The sequence below is a fragment of the Pseudomonas sp. NPDC087342 genome (genome assembly GCF_044744265.1).
Lineage (GTDB): Bacteria > Pseudomonadota > Gammaproteobacteria > Pseudomonadales > Pseudomonadaceae > Aquipseudomonas > Aquipseudomonas nunensis.
In genome coordinates, this window is sequence record NZ_JBIUXZ010000020.1 from 85955 (window position 1) to 105236 (window position 19282).

Annotated in this window: 21 protein-coding genes; 7 read left to right on the forward strand and 14 right to left on the reverse strand. The window is 58.9% G+C overall.

The window, feature by feature from the left end:
* Nucleotides 1-69: 69 nt before the first annotated feature.
* Nucleotides 70-501: an OsmC family protein gene (locus ACIOYV_RS26325; RefSeq protein WP_008152515.1), complete on the reverse strand. Its 432-nt coding sequence runs from the start codon at nt 499-501 to the stop codon at nt 70-72.
* Nucleotides 502-741: 240 nt separating this feature from the next.
* On the opposite strand from ACIOYV_RS26325, the gene ACIOYV_RS26330 reads away from it, so the two are divergent.
* Complete coding sequence (locus tag ACIOYV_RS26330; RefSeq protein WP_163910468.1) at nt 742-1743, forward strand: LLM class flavin-dependent oxidoreductase; 1002 nt, start codon at nt 742-744, stop codon at nt 1741-1743.
* A 68-nt stretch (nt 1744-1811) separates the two neighbouring features.
* Here the strand turns inward: ACIOYV_RS26330 and ACIOYV_RS26335 are convergent, their stop codons facing one another.
* Both ACIOYV_RS26335 and ACIOYV_RS26340 read right to left on the reverse strand, forming a co-directional pair.
* Nucleotides 1812-2033 (reverse strand): DUF1161 domain-containing protein, encoded by a 222-nt coding sequence (locus tag ACIOYV_RS26335; RefSeq protein WP_401328386.1) that lies wholly within the window; start codon nt 2031-2033, stop codon nt 1812-1814.
* Between the two features lie 122 nt (nt 2034-2155).
* On the reverse strand, nt 2156-2371 hold the full coding sequence (locus tag ACIOYV_RS26340) for a dodecin (protein ID WP_054047931.1): 216 nt from the start codon (nt 2369-2371) through the stop codon (nt 2156-2158).
* A 157-nt stretch (nt 2372-2528) separates the two neighbouring features.
* Here ACIOYV_RS26340 and ACIOYV_RS26345 point away from each other — a divergent pair, with 157 nt between their 5' ends.
* Complete coding sequence (locus tag ACIOYV_RS26345; RefSeq protein WP_054047930.1) at nt 2529-2855, forward strand: YqjD family protein; 327 nt, start codon at nt 2529-2531, stop codon at nt 2853-2855.
* Here ACIOYV_RS26345 and ACIOYV_RS26350 read toward each other — a convergent pair.
* The gene (locus ACIOYV_RS26350) at nt 2852-3745 is read right to left on the reverse strand and encodes a LysR family transcriptional regulator (protein ID WP_401328390.1); all 894 of its coding nucleotides are present in this window, start codon (nt 3743-3745) and stop codon (nt 2852-2854) included. The two genes, ACIOYV_RS26345 and ACIOYV_RS26350, sit on opposite strands and share 4 nt — an antisense overlap.
* Before the next feature lie 112 nt (nt 3746-3857).
* Here ACIOYV_RS26350 and trpB point away from each other — a divergent pair, with 112 nt between their 5' ends.
* The 3 genes from trpB to ACIOYV_RS26365 all read left to right on the forward strand — a co-directional run bounded on the left by trpB (nt 3858) and on the right by ACIOYV_RS26365 (nt 6485).
* Nucleotides 3858-5093, forward strand: coding sequence for a tryptophan synthase subunit beta (gene trpB / locus ACIOYV_RS26355; protein ID WP_054047926.1), 1236 nt, complete (start codon nt 3858-3860; stop codon nt 5091-5093).
* Nucleotides 5093-5905 (forward strand): tryptophan synthase subunit alpha, encoded by an 813-nt coding sequence (gene trpA / locus ACIOYV_RS26360; protein WP_133835136.1) that lies wholly within the window; start codon nt 5093-5095, stop codon nt 5903-5905. The genes trpB and trpA overlap by 1 nt, the downstream gene beginning before the upstream one ends.
* A 121-nt stretch (nt 5906-6026) precedes the next feature.
* The gene (locus ACIOYV_RS26365; RefSeq protein WP_054617212.1) at nt 6027-6485 is read left to right on the forward strand and encodes an anti-virulence regulator CigR family protein; all 459 of its coding nucleotides are present in this window, start codon (nt 6027-6029) and stop codon (nt 6483-6485) included.
* A gap of 189 nt (nt 6486-6674) precedes the next feature.
* Here the strand turns inward: ACIOYV_RS26365 and ACIOYV_RS26370 are convergent, their stop codons facing one another.
* From ACIOYV_RS26370 to ACIOYV_RS26415, 10 genes are all read right to left on the reverse strand, one after another.
* A complete protein-coding gene (locus ACIOYV_RS26370; RefSeq protein WP_401328394.1) occupies nt 6675-8636 on the reverse strand; it encodes a DUF4105 domain-containing protein in 1962 nt (653 codons plus the stop codon).
* Nucleotides 8633-8953, reverse strand: coding sequence for a DUF2388 domain-containing protein (locus ACIOYV_RS26375; protein ID WP_054047920.1), 321 nt, complete (start codon nt 8951-8953; stop codon nt 8633-8635). Before ACIOYV_RS26375 ends, ACIOYV_RS26370 begins: the two co-directional genes overlap by 4 nt.
* Before the next feature lie 27 nt (nt 8954-8980).
* The gene (locus tag ACIOYV_RS26380; RefSeq protein WP_401328397.1) at nt 8981-9298 is read right to left on the reverse strand and encodes a DUF2388 domain-containing protein; all 318 of its coding nucleotides are present in this window, start codon (nt 9296-9298) and stop codon (nt 8981-8983) included.
* Between the two features lie 107 nt (nt 9299-9405).
* The gene (locus ACIOYV_RS26385) at nt 9406-9723 is read right to left on the reverse strand and encodes a DUF2388 domain-containing protein (protein ID WP_054047916.1); all 318 of its coding nucleotides are present in this window, start codon (nt 9721-9723) and stop codon (nt 9406-9408) included.
* A 299-nt stretch (nt 9724-10022) separates the two neighbouring features.
* Nucleotides 10023-10238 (reverse strand): DUF1127 domain-containing protein, encoded by a 216-nt coding sequence (locus tag ACIOYV_RS26390; RefSeq protein ID WP_030129620.1) that lies wholly within the window; start codon nt 10236-10238, stop codon nt 10023-10025.
* Nucleotides 10239-10557: 319 nt separating this feature from the next.
* A complete protein-coding gene (locus ACIOYV_RS26395; RefSeq protein WP_054047914.1) occupies nt 10558-12051 on the reverse strand; it encodes an acetyl-CoA hydrolase/transferase family protein in 1494 nt (497 codons plus the stop codon).
* A 180-nt stretch (nt 12052-12231) separates the two neighbouring features.
* A complete protein-coding gene (locus tag ACIOYV_RS26400; RefSeq protein ID WP_290027199.1) occupies nt 12232-13668 on the reverse strand; it encodes an NAD(P)(+) transhydrogenase (Re/Si-specific) subunit beta in 1437 nt (478 codons plus the stop codon).
* Entirely contained in the window at nt 13668-13991 is a 324-nt protein-coding gene (locus tag ACIOYV_RS26405; protein ID WP_007947884.1) for an NAD(P) transhydrogenase subunit alpha, read from the reverse strand. Before ACIOYV_RS26405 ends, ACIOYV_RS26400 begins: the two co-directional genes overlap by 1 nt.
* Nucleotides 13992-14006: 15 nt before the next feature.
* Nucleotides 14007-15128, reverse strand: a complete 1122-nt coding sequence (locus tag ACIOYV_RS26410; RefSeq protein ID WP_401328403.1) for a Re/Si-specific NAD(P)(+) transhydrogenase subunit alpha — start codon at nt 15126-15128, stop codon at nt 14007-14009.
* A gap of 435 nt (nt 15129-15563) precedes the next feature.
* Entirely contained in the window at nt 15564-16463 is a 900-nt protein-coding gene (locus ACIOYV_RS26415) for a LysR family transcriptional regulator (protein WP_401328406.1), read from the reverse strand.
* Between the two features lie 157 nt (nt 16464-16620).
* On the opposite strand from ACIOYV_RS26415, the gene ACIOYV_RS26420 reads away from it, so the two are divergent.
* Both ACIOYV_RS26420 and ACIOYV_RS26425 read left to right on the forward strand, forming a co-directional pair.
* Nucleotides 16621-17802, forward strand: coding sequence for an acyl-CoA dehydrogenase (locus ACIOYV_RS26420; protein WP_290027201.1), 1182 nt, complete (start codon nt 16621-16623; stop codon nt 17800-17802).
* Nucleotides 17803-17815: 13 nt separating this feature from the next.
* Entirely contained in the window at nt 17816-19036 is a 1221-nt protein-coding gene (locus tag ACIOYV_RS26425) for a CaiB/BaiF CoA-transferase family protein (protein WP_163910461.1), read from the forward strand.
* Nucleotides 19037-19282: the final 246 nt, after the last annotated feature.

Consider the following 19282-nt stretch of genomic DNA (forward strand, 5'->3'; position numbering starts at 1 on the left):
AAAATGTGGGAGCGAGCCTGCTCGCGAAGGCGTCAGTGCATACAACGCCTGATTAACCTGGGTCGAAACTCAGCTAACCAACGTCGCATCCAGGCTGATCTTGGCATTCAGCACCTTGGACACCGGGCAGCCTTCTTTGGCTTTGTTGCTCAGCTCTTCAAACTGCGCCTGGGTCGCCCCGGGGATTTTTGCCTTGAGGATCAGTTTCACCGCGGTGATCGCAAATCCACCGTCGACCTGATCCAGCGTAACTTCGGCATTGGTATCGATGCTGTCAGCCTTGAGGCCTGCGTCGCCGAGGATCATCGAAAACGCCATGGAGAAACAACCCGCGTGGGCTGCGCCGATCAGCTCTTCCGGATTGGTGCCCTTGCCGCCTTCGAAACGGGCCTTGAAGCCATAGGGTGCTTCTCTGAGAACACCGGTTTCCGTGGAAATCGAACCGATGCCGGTTTTCAGGTCACCTTCCCAATGAGCCGATGCTTTCTTCGTGATAGCCATGTCTGCCTCCTCAAGATCCGGCGCGGAATGTCGCGCCTTCGTGGTTTTCGGTTGCTAAGGGTTCTGAGGATAGAAGACTTGGCAAAGTTCACCTTGTCGGATCAAACCGCTTATCTGGTAAGCAAATTCGTGTCTGCTATTGAAACTCGGGTATATGCCCTCATTGCATAGAGAACGCTTTTAGACTCGGCAGGTTTTCACTCGTGAAAAAAACCTGCGGCCCATTGGAGAAGCAGGTTTATGAAACGATTGTCCGAAATCAAGTACTCCACCCTCGACCTGGTGCCCGTGCGGGAGAACGGCAGTGCGGCCCAGTCGCTACGCAATTCCCTGGACCTGGCGCAGCACGTCGAAAAATTCGGCTACACCCGCTTTTGGGTGGCTGAACACCACAACATGGACGGCATCGCCAGTTCCGCGACCTCGGTGTTGCTCGGTTATCTGGCCGGCGGCACTTCGACGATTCGCGTTGGCTCCGGTGGTGTGATGCTGCCCAACCACGCGCCGTTGGTGATCGCCGAACAGTTCGGCACTCTGGAAAGCCTGTATCCCGGTCGTATCGACCTTGGCCTGGGCCGTGCGCCGGGTTCCGATCAGATGACTGCACGTGCGCTGCGCCGTGAACGCTCCGGCAGTGCTGATGACTTCCCCGAAGACGTTGCAGAGCTGGTGCGCTACCTCGGCCCGCGCACGCCGGATCAACGGATCATCGCGATGCCGGGCACCGGCACCAATGTTCCGGTGTGGTTGCTGGGTTCGAGTCTGTTCAGTGCACAACTGGCAGGTGAGCGTGGTTTGCCCTACGCCTTCGCCTCGCATTTCGCACCGCGTTTCATGCATGAGGCGATTCGCGTCTACCGCAATCACTTCAAGCCGTCGGCGGTTTTGGACAAGCCTTACGTGATGCTCGGCGTGCCATTGGTGGCGGCCGACACCGACGAACAGGCCGACTATCTGGCGACCTCGGTCTACCAGCGAATCCTCGCGTTGATGCGCGGCCAGAGCCTGGTGCAACGTCCACCAGTGAAAACCATGGATGGCCTGTGGTTGCCGCACGAGAAAGAAGCGGTGGGCGATTTCCTTGGTCTGGCGATGGTCGGCAGCCCGCAGAAAATCCGCGCCAAACTGGAAGTGCTGATCGAGCAGACCCAGGCTGACGAGTTGATCTTTACCAGCGACCTGTACGAACACGCCGATCGCATACATTCCTACGAGTTGCTGGCGCAGGTCATGAAAGGCTGACGCGTAATTCGCGGGCACAAAAAAGCCGACGCCAATGCGTCGGCTTTTTCATTTGAGCAGGAATCAGCCTACTTGGTGTAGACGATGACTTTGGTGCCTTTCTCACAGGTACCGACGATTTTGCCGCCAGCTTCCGCGCCTTTATCGGCGATTTCCAGCGAATAACCGGCAACGCCCTTGGCGTCCAGTTTCGCCGCGATTTCAGCTTTCAGCTCTTCACACGACTTGCCGTCAGCAAAGGCCGTTCCTGCAAGGCTCAACAAACCTACTGCCAAAATAAACTTCTTCATCGGTTGCATTCCCTGGTCGGATCAATAGGGGCACCCGGCAAGCAGCCGGATGCACACATGTAGCGCTTTGCCATTCCCTATGGCACTCGGCCAGCGCGCAAGTTCAGAAGACTAGCTCAAACTCAGCTGCTGGCAATCCGGAACCCGACTTTCAAGGTCACCTGGAAATGGGCTGCCTTGCCATCCTTGATGTGGCCGCGGGTCTCGGTCACTTCGAACCATTCCAGATGCTTGAGGCTTTTGCTGGCTTCGGCCAGCGCGTTGTTGATCGCATCTTCGATGCTGGTAGGGGACGAGCCGACCAGCTCGACTTTCTTGTAGGTGTGGTGATCAGTCATAGCGTTCTCCTTGGGGTATGAAATACAGCCTAGCAGTGATTTTTCGTATTACTTCTGTCGGCTATTCCCACAGCAAAGTTCAGATTTACTGCACTTTCTCAAACGCCTGAAGTCCCAACCAACACACGCTACTCATCACCAATGAAGGAGAGCCACCATGGCCAACACCTCTTTACGTAAAGCCTCATTGCAAAGCATGGAAGCCGAGATCGAGAGTCTTCTCAAGTCGCTGGAAAACCTGAAGGACGACGCCTCGGACGAGTCGCGTAAAACCCTCAAGGCCCTGAAAAGCAACGCCGAGAACGCGCTGAAACATTCTCGCCACCTGCTGAGCGATGCCTACGAAGAAGTCAAAGTGAAAACCCGCGAAACCGGGATCGCAACCCGGGACTACGCCCAGGAACACCCTTGGACTACAGCCGGTGTCGCCGTTGGTGCACTGGGTCTGCTCGCGGCTTACCTGTTGTGCAAACGCGGCGACTAATCCGCTTGGCGCAGCTCATTCTTGAGCCACTGCGCCAACTGCCGAGCGCGCCCGTCCGCGGCGCGCTTGGGTAGCCACAACGCCAGTTGCGCCGGGGTTTCACTGAAGCCCCACGGCGCGACCAGGCGGCCGGCCTTCAAATCCTCGGCCACCAGTGGCTCAGGGGCAATCGCCACACCCAGCCCTGCCACCGCCGCTTCCAGCAAATAATACAAATGCTCGAAACCCTGCCCGTACTTCAACGCCTTGGCGTCGAGGCCGATTTGCTGCGCCCAGCTCGGCCAGGCTTGCGGGCGCGAGGTGGTGTGCAGCAACGGTTCGGTCAATAGCGCGCTGGCCGGCGCCTGTTGCAGTCTTTCGAAACCGGCGAAGCGTGGGCTCATGACCGGGCCGATACGTTCGCTGGCCAGTTCATAGACTTGCATGTCCGCTGGCCACGGCGGCTCGGCAAACACTAGCAAGGCGTCCAGTCCCGGGCGGCGTGGATCGAGATCACCTTCCCCGGCCGACAGGTGCAAACGCAGATCTGGCAGGTCTGCATTCAGCCGCCCGAGGCGCGGAATAAACCAGCGCGCCAGCAAACTCCCCGAGCAGCCAAGCACGAAAGGCGCATCGGCGGTGCTTTGGGTCAGTTCGGCGCAAACAGTGCGCAATCGCTCGAAGGCCTCGGCACTGGCATCGCGTAAACGAATTCCGGCATCTGTGAGTTTAAGGCCACGTCCGTCCTTGATGAACAGGGCAACGCCAAGGTGTTCTTCAAGCACCTTGAGTTGCCGGCTGACCGCGCCGTGGGTGACGTGTAGCTGTTCGGCAGCCTGACTGACGCTGTTCAGGCGGGCAGTAGCTTCGAAGGCGCGAAGGGCGTTCAGCGGGGGGAGGTCGTGGCTCATGGGATCTGTGAGTTTTCCTGACAGGTTGTGGCGATCTTATCGGTTTTCAGGGTGCAACGTCAGGGGTAGAGTGAGCGTCATTGTCATCACACGAATCCAACTGGAGCGACCCATGACCCAGACTAATCTGCGCAACGGCCCCGATGCCAACGGCCTGTTTGGCTCGTTCGGCGGCCGTTACGTCGCCGAAACCCTGATGCCGTTGATCCTCGACCTGGCCCGTGAATACGAATTGGCCAAGGAAGATCCGGCATTCAAAGAAGAATTGGCCTACTTCCAGCGCGACTATGTCGGTCGTCCAAGTCCGCTTTATTACGCCGAACGCCTGACTGAGTTCTGCGGCGGCGCGAAGATTTACCTCAAGCGCGAAGAGCTGAACCACACCGGTGCGCACAAGATCAACAACTGCATCGGCCAGATCCTGCTGGCGCGGCGCATGGGCAAGAAACGCATCATCGCCGAGACCGGCGCTGGTATGCACGGCGTGGCGACCGCCACCGTGGCCGCACGTTTCGGCCTGGATTGCGTGATCTACATGGGCACCACTGACATCGAACGTCAGCAGGCCAACGTCTTCCGCATGAAGCTGCTGGGCGCTGAAGTGATCCCGGTAGTGGCCGGCACCGGCACTCTGAAAGATGCAATGAACGAAGCGCTGCGTGACTGGGTGACCAACGTCGACAGCACTTTCTACCTGATCGGCACCGTCGCCGGGCCGCATCCATACCCTGCAATGGTTCGCGACTTCCAGGCTGTGATCGGCAAGGAAACCCGTACCCAATTGCAAGACCAGGAAGGCCGCCTGCCGGACTCTCTGGTGGCGTGCATCGGCGGTGGTTCTAACGCGATGGGCCTGTTCCACCCGTTCCTCGACGACAAGAGCGTCGAGATCATCGGTGTCGAAGCGGCCGGTTACGGTATCGAAACCGGCAAACACGCGGCCAGCCTGAACGGCGGCGTACCGGGTGTGTTGCACGGCAACCGCACGTTCCTGTTGCAGGACGACGACGGCCAGATCATCGACGCGCATTCGATCTCCGCCGGCCTCGATTACCCGGGCATCGGCCCTGAACACGCCTGGTTGCACGACATCGGCCGCGTCCAGTACACCTCGGTGACCGACGACGAAGCCCTCGATGCGTTCCACAAATGCTGCCGCCTGGAAGGGATTATTCCTGCACTGGAAAGTGCCCACGCCCTGGCTGAAGTGTTCAAACGCGCACCGAACCTGCCGAAGGATCACTTGATGGTGGTCAACCTGTCCGGTCGTGGCGACAAAGACATGCAAACCGTGATGCACCACATGGAAAACTCTCAACACGAGCAGTCCAAGCAGGAGAAACACTGATGAGCCGCCTGCAAACGCGCTTTGCCGAACTCAAGGAACAAAACCGCGCCGCCCTGGTGACCTTCGTCACCGCCGGCGACCCGAGCTATGACACCTCGCTTGCCATCCTCAAAGGCTTGCCCGGCGCTGGCGCCGACGTGATCGAGTTGGGCATGCCCTTCACCGACCCGATGGCCGACGGCCCGGCGATCCAGTTGGCTAACATCCGTGCTCTGGGTGCCAAGCAGAACCTGGCGAAAACCCTGCAAATGGTTCGCGAGTTCCGTGAAGGCAACACCGAGACGCCACTGGTGCTGATGGGTTATTTCAACCCGATCCACATGTACGGCGTGCCGCGTTTCATCGCTGATGCCAAAGAGGCCGGTGTTGACGGTCTGATCGTGGTCGATCTGCCGCCGGAACATAACGGCGAACTGTGCGATCCGGCTCAGGCTGCAGGCCTGGACTTCATCCGCCTGACCACGCCGACCACCGATGACGTGCGTCTGCCGACCGTTTTGAATGGCAGCTCCGGTTTCGTCTACTACGTGTCTGTGGCCGGTGTGACCGGTGCGGGTGCGGCAACGCTGGAGCACGTAGAGGAAGCGGTTGCGCGTTTGCGTCGCCACACCGACCTGCCGATCAGCATTGGTTTCGGGATCCGTACACCGGAGCAAGCGGCGTCCATCGCGCGTCTGGCAGACGGTGTGGTGGTGGGTTCGGCACTGATCGATCACATCGCCAACGCCTCGACACCGGACCAGGCCATCGACGGCGTGTTGAGCCTTTGCGCTGCGCTTTCCGAGGGCGTGCGTAAGGCCCGGGTCAGCTGAAGGTAAAGTTCTTGATACAGAGGAATTAGCGCCTCGCCCCACACACTAAACAGCAAGACCGAGGGATTCAGGACACCGTTCTGAATCCCTTTTTGCTGTTTGTGCAGTGAGGAAACCCCCGATGAAAATGCCGAAACGTCTGATTGCCAGCCTGGGCGTACTGATGCTCAGTGCGACTCCGTTGCTGCACGCCAGCGCCGACCAGCGCGACGATCACGACCACGGCGGCCCGCAGCAGGGCCAACACGATAACCGCGGTGACAATCGCGGCGACGATCACCGTGGTCCGCAGGACAACCATCGCGGTGGCCCACCGCCTCGGGACTTTGGTCCGGTGCGCCAGACCATTCATGACAATCACGGTTATTTTGTACGCGGTGCGCCGCCGCCTCCGGGCATTCGTCTGGAGCGTGGTCGCCCATTGCCTCACGGTTATTACGGCGAACGCCTGGATGGCCGAGCCTTGGGCCGGTTGCCGCAATATCAGGGTTACGAGTGGCGTCGGGCCGGTGGCGATATCGTGCTGATCGCCGTGGGGACCGGGATTGTTTATGAAATTCTGGATAACGTGTTGAACTAATCGATTCCACTTGCGCAGGCCGAGCACAGCTTATGTAGCAGCTGGCGAAGCCTGCGTTCGGCTGCGAAGGCGAAGCAGTCGCAATCCATCCATCTCGGTCTGCTTGATGTACCGCAGCGTCTGATTTTACGACTGCTTCGCAGCCGAACGCAGGCTTCGCCAGCTGCTACAAAGTCTGCGGTGATCCTGTCAGGGCAACTCCAACCCGCCCGCCGCTTTATGCAGCGCCCGCAAATGCTCGCCAACCTGCTTCAAATTGGCTTCGTTAGCTGCAATCTCCGCCGCCCGACTCGGCTCCAGCAACGCCCGCACTTCCTTATCCAGATCCCCGGTCAGCGATTGCAGCTGTTTCTGGCGCAGGCTGGTTTCCGACTCCAGTCGCGCCGATTCGCTAGGCTGTGGCAAACCATAACCACCTGAGCCGAGCAATTCGGCGGGGCGACTGAGGAAGCCGCTGTTGGCGAGAATCTGCTGCAAGGTCGCGTTGGCCTTGTCCATGCCGCCGTTCTTCAGTTCACGAGCGCCCAAGTAGCGCTGCTTCACTTCATCCTGGGCCAACTGTAGCTGTCGACGGAAACTGGCCTGCTCCAGCAACAGCAATGCCGCGCTGGTGCGCAAATCAGCCTGATCGATCCATTTGCGCCGGTCTTCCGCGCTCAATGAAAGCCAGTCTTCGACCGTGGCCTGCTTGATCGGCAAGTGTTTCTTCAACACTTCGAACATCGCTTGATAGCGATCGCGGAAGGAGTCAAAGCGATAACCCAGCCGCAGAGCCTCGCGTGGATCGTCCAGCACGCTGGTGTCCGCCAATCCGCGACCCTTGAGCACTTCGAGCAAACCGTTGGGCATGATGCTGTCCAGTCCGGTCAGTTGCGCGTTGTTGCTGCCGCTGCGCAGCAGTTTCAGGCTTTCCACCGCACAATTGTTGGACAGGAAGAAGTAGTTGCCGTCGTAGCTCCAGTGCATCTCCGCCGCGTGTTCCACCACTTCCTCAATTTCGGTGCGCGACAGGTTCAGCGGTACCGAGGCGAGGCTGCGCAGTTCGGTCTTGGTGTATTCGTCGATGACTTGGGCCAACGGCAAGACAAACAGGCGCGACGGGTATTTGCCGACCAATCCGTCCCAACTCGACAGTTGTACGTCACCGACGAAGGCGCGGTAGGACAGCACCAGGTGTTGGTCCAAATCCAGACGACAATCCGGCCCGCGTGGCCGGCCCGGCGCACAGATCACCAGGCGCAACATGCTGTGGCCCCAGCGGCTGACCCAGTTCTGGTTGGCTTCGGCCAACAGATAGTCCACGGCGTAGACCCGCTCCGGATCGACCTGGCCCAGCGGTGTCTTGGCGAAGTCGTTGCCGGCATTCAGGAACGCGAAGGTTTTGGCGCAGGTGTCTTTGGCGGCGGGCGCCCAGCCGAAATGGTCCTTGTAGTAGCGGTACAGCGCAGGACGTCGGCAGGCGTAGCTCGGGTCGAGGAGGAAATACTCCATGTTGACCGCGACGAATTCCTTGGGATTGGTGGTCTCGTAGATGTCCGGGCTGCGAGCGACTTGCCGGTTGTGTTGTTCGCGCTCGCCACGGCGGCCGACGTATTGCGGCCAGCCGGCCAGATCCAGCAGGCGTGGGTCATCGCTGAGGGTAAAGCGTCGTGTGGTTTGGCCGCGGCACTGGTCGGGGATGCCGATCAGCCCGGAGCTGCTGTTGCGCTGGGTGCAGCGCTGGATCAGCGTGCGCTCGGCGTCTGGCCACAGGCGCGAGCGATCGTAAATATGGGTGAGTTCGTGCAGGACCGTGGCCAGCATTTCCCGGCGCACAGTGCCGTGGGGGCGGTAGGTCTTTTTGGTCGCAGCGCTGCCATCGGTGAGGCTGGCGAGCAAGTTGCGATTCAGATCGAGTTCGGACACCAGCGACGCCTGGCCGTAGGCGTTGCTGGGCATTTCGTCGGTCCAGCCGACATCGATGCGCCGATCCAGTTGCTCGACGAAGCGCGGCGGCAATGCCTGCATGGCTTCATCGAGTAGCGCCTGGCTGGCCTGCACTTGCGCGGGGCTCAGACCGTCGGTCTTGAGGCGTAATTGCAGGCCGGCCTGGGCGGTGTTGCCAAGCAGCAACACCACCCCGGCCAGTAGCCAGGCACTAAGCCGCCTCACAGTGCGAGGATGGCTTCGGCGAGAACCTGATCACTGGCGTCGCGGGCTTCCGGTACGCGGGTGCGCAAGGTGTTGATGGCCGCTTCCAGGTGCGCACCACGAATCTCGCCATCGCTGGCGACAAAACTGGCGGCGTCGTCATGGGCTTCGCGGACGATTTTCGAATCGCGAATGGAGGTGGTGGTATCGGATGTGAAATCAAGCGTGCGCTGGGTGGCACGGATGATCATGTTACTGGTGGCAACCAGGGTGTGCGCCTGGGCCACGTCGGCCAACAACAGTAGGCCAAGGGTGGCAGCAATCAGCGGGCTACGCATGGAACGACTCCGGAGGAACGATGGTAACTATTGGACGAGAATTGCCTGTGCCAGTTCAAGGTCGCGGGCATGAAGTTTTGGCTGGGTCCGACGCAGATAATCCAGGGCGGATTCCAGTTGCGCTCCTCGCAGTTGGCCGTCACTGGCAATGAACGCCGCGGCGTCATCCTGAGCGGCGATCAGCAGTTTATGGTCGAAGGGCGCGGAGGTCACCATGCTTGTGGCGTAACCGCTGACCACAGTCCCTTGTGTCGAGAGATTGAAAGCGTCGAAGGCATGGGCCGATCCCGACCAGCAGGCCACGAAGATCGCTTGCGTGAGCAACAGATTCGAAAGAAAACGCATGAGACTCGATAGCTGAAAACGAGTCCCAAGGCTAGCGCAATGCCCGGACTAGAGCCAGCGCCGAAACATTGGGACACGATGGGCGTGTCCCGCCGTCGAGCTGATGCTTAGATCGCCAGAATGGCTTGGGCCAACTGTGCGTCAGTCGCGTTCAACTGAGGTGCCTGGTGGCGGATCTCGTCGAATGCGCTTTCCAGTTTCACTCCGCGAATATCGCCGTTGCTGGCAACGAAGCTGGCGGCGTCATCACGAGCGGCACGCACGATTTTATTGTCGCGCAGCGAAGAGGAGACATCGGAAGTTGCGTCGGAACTGGATTTGAGCGCGCCAACGACGGCGTCGGTGGTCACGATAAAGCTGGTGGCGTTGGCGTTGGCAGCCACGGCGAGCAGGGCTGCAGCGCTCAGCAGACGAAGACGGGACATGGGGTAGCTCCTTTGGATAAACCGATTGAGAGGTGGCGCAGTGTCTGAAAGGTCAGACGCCTGTCATACGGCGTTCGCCACGTTCTGATTGGATATTAGGCTGGTGCGCAGGGAATGGAACAGCGCAGATGGATGAAATGACAGTGTACTGGTCTATTTCATTTTTAATAAAACTGTACTGGTATGGCTTTTCAGGACGCTGAAACGACAAAACCCGTCGTGGTTTCCCACGACGGGTCTTGTTTGTTCAATTCGGGTTGCTGGCGGTGGACCCTACAGGTCAGAGCCAGCGACGCTACTTAGCGCCAGAACGGCTTGCTCAGCTCTTCGTAGCGTTGTGCTTCGCTAATCCCGGCATCAGCCAGCAGACGCGAATCCAGACGAGCCAGTTGATGGCGGCTGGTAATGCGGCGCTGCCACAACATCAGGTTGGCGATAACGCGAAGAGGCATGGAAGCCTGGGTTTTTGCAGCGGTATCTTCGAAGAACAGTTCGGAACTGAGTGTACGTTCCATGGTTGACATCCTTCCGCTTGTGGCGGGATTAGGTAGTGGTTTAACTGATGCCAATGATCCTCTCGTTTGGCCAGTCTCTCTAGATACAGTTCACTTGTATTGTGAGGGATCAATTAACTGTTTATAGGGGGTGTACTGGTCGAAATTGAGGCAACTGTACCTGTCTGCACTAACTCAGTGCATTTTAGGCGTATCGACTCGGAAATGTAGGAGATTGCGGTAGGAAAAGACCAGTACAGCAGTACAGTTTTCGACAGGAAAGGGTGTTGCAAGCAGCAGCTGACGCAACTGTGTTTGCGTCAGCTGTTATTTTGGTCAATCAGACCGCCAGCATCCGCCCGGTTTCTTCCAGGTTGATGTGCCAGCTCAGGGCATCACGCAGGATGTGTGGGGTGTGTCCGCCAATGGCACAGGCGGCTGTGAAGTAGTTATTCAGGGCTTCGCGATAGTCCGGGTGCACACAGTTGTCGATGACCACCCGGGCCCGCTCCCGCGGCGCCAGGCCTCGCAGGTCGGCCAGGCCGATCTCGGTCACCAGGATGTCAACGTCATGCTCGGTGTGGTCGACGTGGCTGACCATCGGCACCACGCTGGAAATCGCGCCGCCCTTGGCGATCGACTTGGTGACGAAGATCGACAGGTGCGCATTGCGCGCGAAGTCACCCGAACCGCCAATGCCGTTCATCATCCGCGTGCCGCAGACATGGGTGGAGTTGACGTTGCCGTACAGGTCGAACTCCAGCGCCGTATTAATGCCGATGATGCCCAGGCGCCGCACCACTTCCGGATGGTTGGAGATTTCCTGAGGGCGCAACACAAGCTTGTCCTTGTAATGCTCCAGATTGCCGAACACATCAGCATTGCGCCGCGCCGACAGAGTGATCGAGCTGCCCGAGGCAAAACTCAGCTTGCCGGCATCGATCAGGTCGAACGTCGAATCCTGCAACACTTCCGAATACATGGTCAGGTCTTCGAACGGCGAGTCGATCAAGCCACACATCACCGAGTTGGCGATGGTGCCGATCCCGGCCTGCAGCGGACCTAGCTTGTTGGTCATGCGCCCGGCCGCCACTTCCTGCTTGAAGAAGTCGATCAGGTGATCGGCAATGGCCTGGGTGTCGGTGTCCGGCGGCAGCACGGTAGACGGCGAGTCGGATTGGTTGGTGATCACGATCGCAACAATCTTCTCCGGCGGGATCGGGATGGCAGTGCTGCCAATACGATCGTCGACCTTCACCAGTGGAATCGGCGTGCGGGTCGGGCGGTAGGTCGGGATATAGATGTCGTGCAACCCTTCGAGATTCGGGTTGTGCGCCATGTTGATCTCGACGATGACGTGCTTGGCGAAGATCGCGAAGCTGGCCGAGTTGCCCACCGACGTGGTCGGCACGATATGGCCCTGCTCGGTAATCGCAACGGCTTCAATCACCGCGATGTCCGGTCGCGTGAGTTGCTGGTTGCGCAGCATCTCGACGGTTTCCGACAAATGCTGGTCGATGAACATGACTTCGCCGGCGTTGATCGCCTTGCGCAGGGTGCTGTCGACCTGGAACGGCATGCGCCGCGACAGGACGCCGGCTTCGGTCAGCTGTTTATCGAGGTCGTTGCCCAGGCTCGCGCCGGTCATCAAGGTGATTTTCAGCGGAGTGATTTTGGCGCGCTCGGCCAATGCGTGCGGCACGGCCTTGGCTTCGCCGGCGCGAGTGAAACCGCTCATGCCGACGGTCATGCCGTCCTCAATCAGAGCGGCAGCGTCAGCGGCGCTCATCACCTTATCCAACAACGAAGGCAAGCGAATACGATCACGGTACATGGATTGTTATCTCGGGCAACGGAAGCAAGGTGTGCAGTCTAGTGACTTGAAAAAAATCCGTCCCGCTACCATGGTCGAATGCCGAGCCCTGATTTAGAGCCTTTGGTCGGGTTTCACGGGGAATAAAAAAACCCCAGCCTACTAAAGGCTGAGGTTTTGGGTATTGCGTTGGAGCAGGTTTTACTCGACAGCTTTGACCATGTCTTCAATGACCTTTTTGGCGTCACCGAAGACCATCATGGTTTTGTCGAGGTAGAACAGTTCGTTGTCCAGGCCGGCATAACCGCTGGCCATCGAGCGCTTGTTGACGATGATGGTCTTGGCCTTGAACGCCTCGAGAATCGGCATGCCGGCAATCGGCGATTTCGGATCGTTCTTGGCGGCCGGGTTGACCACGTCGTTGGCGCCCAGCACCAGCACCACGTCGGCCTGACCGAATTCGGAGTTGATGTCTTCCATCTCGAACACCTGGTCGTAAGGCACTTCGGCCTCGGCCAGCAATACGTTCATGTGGCCAGGCATCCGACCGGCAACCGGGTGGATCGCGTACTTCACGGTCACGCCGCGATGAGTCAGCTTCTCGGTCAGTTCTTTGAGCGCGTGTTGCGCCCGAGCCACCGCCAGGCCGTAGCCCGGAACGATGATCACGGTGTCGGCGTTGGTCAGCAGGAAGGTCGCGTCGTCAGCCGAACCGGATTTCACCGGACGGGCTTCTTTCGAACCTGCAGGACCGGCCGCATCCGCCGTATTGCCGAAACCGCCGAGCAACACATTAAAGAAGGAGCGGTTCATCGCCTTGCACATGATGTACGAGAGGATCGCACCAGACGAACCCACCAGCGAACCGGCAATGATCAGCATCGAGTTGTTCAGCGAGAAGCCGATCCCCGCTGCGGCCCAACCGGAGTAGCTGTTGAGCATCGACACGACGACGGGCATGTCCGCGCCGCCAATCGGGATAATGATCAGCACGCCCAGCACGAAGGCCAGGGCTAGCATCAGCGCGAAGGCGCTGAGATTGCCGGTCAACATGAAGGTGATGCCCAGCGCCAGTGTCGCCAAGCCTAGCAGCAGGTTCAGCTTGTGCTGACCGCCGAACTGTACCGGTGCGCCCTGGAACAGGCGGAACTTGTACTTGCCCGAGAGCTTGCCGAAGGCGATCACCGAACCGGAGAAGGTGATTGCACCGATGGCCGCGCCGAGGAACAGTTCCAGGCGGTTACCGGCAGGAATCGCATCACCCAATTGCTTGACGATACCCAGCGATTGCGGCTCAACCACCGCAGCGATCGCAATGAACACCGCCGCCATACCGATCATGCTGTGCATGAAGGCGACCAGTTCCGGCATCTTGGTCATTTCAACGCGCTTGGCCATGATCGAGCCGGCGGTGCCGCCGACCAGCAAACCGACGATGACGTAGCCAATACCAGCGGTAGCCAGCTCAGCGCCCAACTTATAGATGAGGCCGACGGTGGTGAGGATCGCCAGCGCCATGCCGAGCATGCCGTACACGTTGCCGCGCCGCGACGTGGTCGGGTGCGACAGGCCTTTGAGGGCCTGGATAAAGCAGATCGACGCGATCAAGTAGAGCGTCGTGACAAGATTCATGCTCATTACTTAGGCGCCTCTTCTTTTACGACTTTCGGGGCTTTTTTCTTGAACATCTCAAGCATCCTGCGGGTAACCAGGAAGCCACCAAACACGTTGACTGCCGCCAGAGCCACCGCCAGGGTGCCCATGGTTTTGCCCAGTGGCGTCACGGTCAAAGCCGCTGCCAGCATGGCGCCGACGATCACGATCGCCGAGATTGCGTTGGTCACCGCCATCAATGGCGTGTGCAGTGCAGGTGTAACGTTCCAGACCACGTGATAACCGACATAAATCGCCAGCACGAAGATGATCAGGTTGTAGATACCGGGGGAGATAAGCTCTTCCATCGTCTGAATCCCTGCTTAGGCGTTTTTGCGGATGACTTGGCCGTTGCGGCACATCAGGCACGCGGCGACGATGTCGTCTTCTAGGTTCACTTCGAACTGGCCTTCTTTGTTGAAGACCAGCTTCAGGAAGTCCAGCAAGTTGCGGGCGTACAGCGCCGAAGCATCTGCAGCAACTTCACCGGCCAGGTTGGTCGGGCCGCAAATGGTCACGCCATTCTCGACGACGACCTGGTCGGCCACGGTCAGCGGGCAGTTGCCGCCCTGGGCTGCGGCGAGGTCGATGACCACCGAGCCTGGCTTCATCTGCGCCACGGTTTCCGCGCTCAACAGCGTCGGCGCCTTGCGGCCCGGGATCAGCGCGGTGGTGATGACGATGTCGGCCTGCTTGGCGCGTTCGTGCACGGCCAGTGCCTGGCGCTGCATCCAGCTGGCGGGCATTGGACGCGCGTAACCGCCGACACCGACGGCGCATTCACGCTCCTCATCGGTTTCGTAGGGTACGTCGACGAACTTGGCGCCGAGGGATTCGATCTGCTCTTTTACTGCCGGACGCACGTCGGACGCTTCGATCACCGCACCCAGACGTTTCGCCGTGGCGATCGCCTGCAAACCGGCAACCCCGGCGCCGAGAATCAGCACGCGCGCCGCTTTCACGGTGCCCGCCGCCGTCATCAGCATCGGCATGAAGCGCGGATAGTGGTGAGCGGCCAACAACACGGCTTTGTAGCCAGCAATGTTCGCTTGGGAGGACAGCACATCCAGGCTCTGGGCGCGGGAGGTGCGCGGCGCGGCTTCCAGCGCGAACGCGGTAATGCCGCACTCGGCCAGCTTGGCGATGGTTTCATTGCTGAACGGGTTGAGCATGCCGACGACAACGGTGCCGCTCTTGATCAGAGCCAGCTCGCTGTCGCTGGGGGCGACCACCTTGAGAATCAGCTCGGCACCAAATGCATCGTTGGCGCTGCCAATGGTTGCGCCTGCCGCTTCATAAGCACTGTCGACAACGCTGGCTTTAACGCCGGCGCCGCTTTGTACAGTGACCTTATGACCCTGGCCGATCAGCTTTTTGATGGTTTCCGGGGTTGCAGCAACCCGTGTTTCACCCGTTTGGGTTTCGAGAGGAACACCAATGTGCACGTCAAATCTCCTGCGTGATCTTATTGAGTAAACCCAGGCACTTCGGATGGTGCGGCTGGGGCGGCCGATCAGCACGATCCCGCCAAATCAGGGCGGGGCGCGGCATTTTGCAGGCGAACTTTGTGCCCTTCAAGGGATTATGACGGGTGACGGAAAATTAACTACAAGTCACCCCGTGACCGAATGTCGCAACTAGCCGGTTCAATCCCTTGCAGGCCGTGCCTTGTAAGGATTCTGGTCGAATTTCAATAATTTACACATCGGCGCCGTGAATGAGGGGTCATTGCCTCGAAATAGAGGCTCAAGGCCACGACTTCAGGCGCTTGTGGGACGTTTGTACTGCATGTCGGTACAGTCTATGAATATGCGACAAATACTTATATCTGTAGTGTTTTGAATTTACTGACTACGAGGTCAGTTAAGCGCCGATAGCCTCTATCCTTCTAGGCTGTAGCCATGCGCCTGATTCACTAGCCAGTCGCGAAAAGCCCTTAAAGAGGCCGATTCGACCTTTCGCTCAGGAATCATCAGGTAATAAGCCTTGATGCTCGACAGGGCTTGGGGGTTGGCAATCACCAGGCGCTTCTCCGCCAATTCGCGCTGAATCAGAAACGGCGGAATCAGCGCGATCCCCATGTCGTGCATGGCCGCCTGGGCGAGCATGGAGAATAGCTCGTAACGCGGGCCTGTCATGTCGCGAGGGATATTCAGGTTCTGGGAATTGAACCACTGGCGCCACGCGTAGGGGCGGGTGGTCTGTTGCAGCAGGGGCAATTCCGCGATGTGAGCGGGTGTCAGATTTGCCTTCTTGCCCAGTAGGGTGGGACTGCACACCGGCATCGGGTTTTCTCCCATCAGCCTGTGGGATTCGGTACCCGACCAATCCGCATCGCCGAAGTAGATCGCAGCATCAAATTCGGTATCGGCAAACAGGAAGGGCCGTGTGCGGTTAGTGAGGTTGACCGTTACTTCCGGGTGTTTGTGCTGGAAGTCCTTAAGTCGCGGCAGCAACCATTGGGTGCCGAAAGTTGGCACCACCGCCAGCTCGATCACATTGGCGCCCTGCTGACCCATCACCGACAGCGTGTCCCGTTCAACGGCGTCGAGTTGCGTGGCCACGCGACGGCTGTAGGAAAGCCCGGCTTCCGTCAGCTTCACACCACGCCGGGAACGTCGGAACAGTTCGACGCTGAGGAACTCCTCAAGGCTGGCGATCTGTCGGCAAATCGCGCCCTGGGTGAGGGAAAGTTCCTGTGCAGCCTTGGTAAAGCTCTCATGGCGCGCTGCCGCTTCGAAGCTGATCAGGGCTGTTGTGCTGGGGATTTTCCTGCGCATGTACGTGAACCTCACTAATACATCGCATTAATGACCTTTCGCGATGTTTCGGAGTGAGAAATTAGCACAACAGTATGCGAAATCCTCGTTTGCCGAGACAGCGAACCGGGCCTAGGATCAGTCCACGTTATTTGACCCGATTCGAGAGGACACACTCATGGGCGGTAAAGCTAGCTTCAACTGGATCGATCCCCTGCTGCTGGATCAACAGCTCACCGAAGAAGAACGCATGATCCGCGACACCGCCGAGCAGTTTGCTCAGCAGAAGCTCGCGCCGCGTGTTCTGGAAGCTTTCCGTCATGAGAAGACTGACATCGCGATCTTCCGTGAGATGGGTGATGTGGGCCTGTTGGGTGCAACCATTCCTGAGCAATACGGTGGCAGCGGTCTTAACTACGTCAGCTACGGCCTGATCGCCCGTGAAGTCGAGCGCGTCGACTCCGGCTATCGCTCGATGATGAGTGTGCAGTCCTCGCTGGTCATGGTGCCGATCAATGAATTCGGCACCGAAGCGCAAAAGCAGAAGTACCTGCCAAAACTGGCCACTGGCGAATGGATCGGCTGCTTCGGTCTGACAGAGCCAAACCACGGTTCCGACCCGGGCGCGATGATTACTCGTGCACGCAAAGTGGAAGGCGGCTACAGCCTGACCGGCAGCAAAATGTGGATCACCAACAGCCCGATCGCCGATGTCTTCGTGGTCTGGGGTAAGGATGATGCCGGCGACATCCGCGGTTTCGTATTGGAGAAGGGTTGGAAAGGCCTGAGTGCACCGGCGATTCACGGCAAGGTTGGCCTGCGTGCGTCCATCACCGGCGAAATCGTCATGGACAACGTGTTTGTTCCTGAAGAGAACATCTTCCCGGATGTCCGTGGCCTGAAAGGTCCGTTTACCTGCCTCAACTCTGCGCGTTACGGCATCTCGTGGGGCGCACTGGGCGCTGCCGAGTTCTGCTGGCACACCGCTCGCCAATACACCCTGGATCGTCAGCAGTTCGGTCGCCCATTGGCGGCTACTCAGTTGATCCAGAAGAAACTGGCCGACATGCAGACCGAAATCACAATGGCGTTGCAAGGTTGCCTGCGTTTGGGCCGTATGAAGGATGAAGGTACTGCTGCAGTCGAGATCACTTCGATGATGAAGCGTAACTCCTGCGGCAAATCCCTGGATATCGCGCGCATGGCCCGCGACATGCTGGGTGGTAACGGTATCTCCGATGAGTTCGGCGTTGCGCGTCACCTGGTCAACCTGGAAGTGGTGAACACCTACGAAGGTACGCACGACGTGCACGCGCTGATCCTCGGTCGCGCGCAGACCGGCATCCAGGCGTTCTATTAATAGGAGAACGGCCATGGGCGCGCTTTCGCATCTACGGGTACTGGATTTATCGCGGGTGCTGGCCGGGCCTTGGTCCGGGCAGATCCTGGCGGACCTTGGCGCTGAAGTGATCAAGGTCGAGCGCCCGGGTAACGGTGACGACACGCGCGCCTGGGGGCCTCCGTTCCTTAAAGACGCCTATGGCGAGAACACCAGCGAGGCTGCCTATTACTTGTCGGCCAATCGCAACAAACAATCGGTAACCATCGACTTCACCCGGCCTGAAGGCCAGAAGTTGGTGCGTGATCTGGCGGCGAAGTCGGACATCCTGATCGAGAACTTCAAGGTGGGTGGCCTGGCGGCTTATGGTTTGGACTATGAGTCGCTCAAGGCAATCAATCCGGACCTGATCTATTGCTCGATCACCGGGTTTGGCCAGACAGGGCCTTACGCCAAACGCGCAGGTTATGACTTCATGATCCAAGGGTTGGGCGGCTTGATGAGCCTGACGGGGCGACCTGAAGGTGATGAGGGCGCCGGGCCGGTGAAAGTTGGCGTAGCGCTGACGGATATTTTGACCGGGCTGTATTCGACGGTAGCGATTCTGGCGGCCCTGGCGCATCGGGATCATGACGGTGGCGGCCAGCATATCGATATGGCGTTGCTGGATGTGCAGGTGGCTTGTCTGGCTAACCAGGCGATGAACTACCTGACTACCGGTAACGCACCGAAACGCCTTGGGAATGCGCACCCGAACATCGTGCCTTATCAGGACTTTCCTACGGCGGATGGCGACTTCATTCTCACCGTGGGTAATGACGGGCAGTTCCGCAAGTTTGCCGAGGTGGCGGGTCAGCCGCAGTGGGCAGATGATCCGCGCTTTGCTACCAACAAGCTGCGGGTAGCCAATCGGGCGGTGCTGATTCCGCTGATTCGCCAGGCGACGGTGTTCAAGACTACAGCTGAGTGGGTGGTGCAGTTGGAGCAGGCGGGCGTGCCGTGTGGGCCGATCAATGATCTGGCGCAGGTGTTTGCTGACCCGCAGGTTCAGGCGCGTGGATTGGCTATAGAGCTGCCCCATGCATTGGCTGGAATGGTGCCTCAGGTGGCGAGTCCGATCCGGTTGTCTGAGACGCCTGTGGAATACCGCAACGCGCCTCCTCTATTAGGGGAGCATACGCTGGAGGTATTGCAGCGGGTGTTGGGTCTGGATGCTGGCGCGGTGGCTGCTTTCAGGGACGCTGGGGTGCTTTAAGGATTCCTTCTATATAGAAGCGTTTGTTTTATAGAGGAAATCGGGCTGTTTTCCGGCCTTTTGCAAGTTATTGATAGAAAAGCAAAATCAGTGCTTGACGGCAGATTCTGGAAGTCTATAATTCGCCCCACTTCCGGCGCAGTCGAAACGAAAAACTCCTTGGTAAACAAAGAGTTACGCAGGTTTCGGCAGTGAGTTGCTTCAGTTCATCGAAGCGCGAAAGGAGTTGAAAAAGAGGTGTTGACA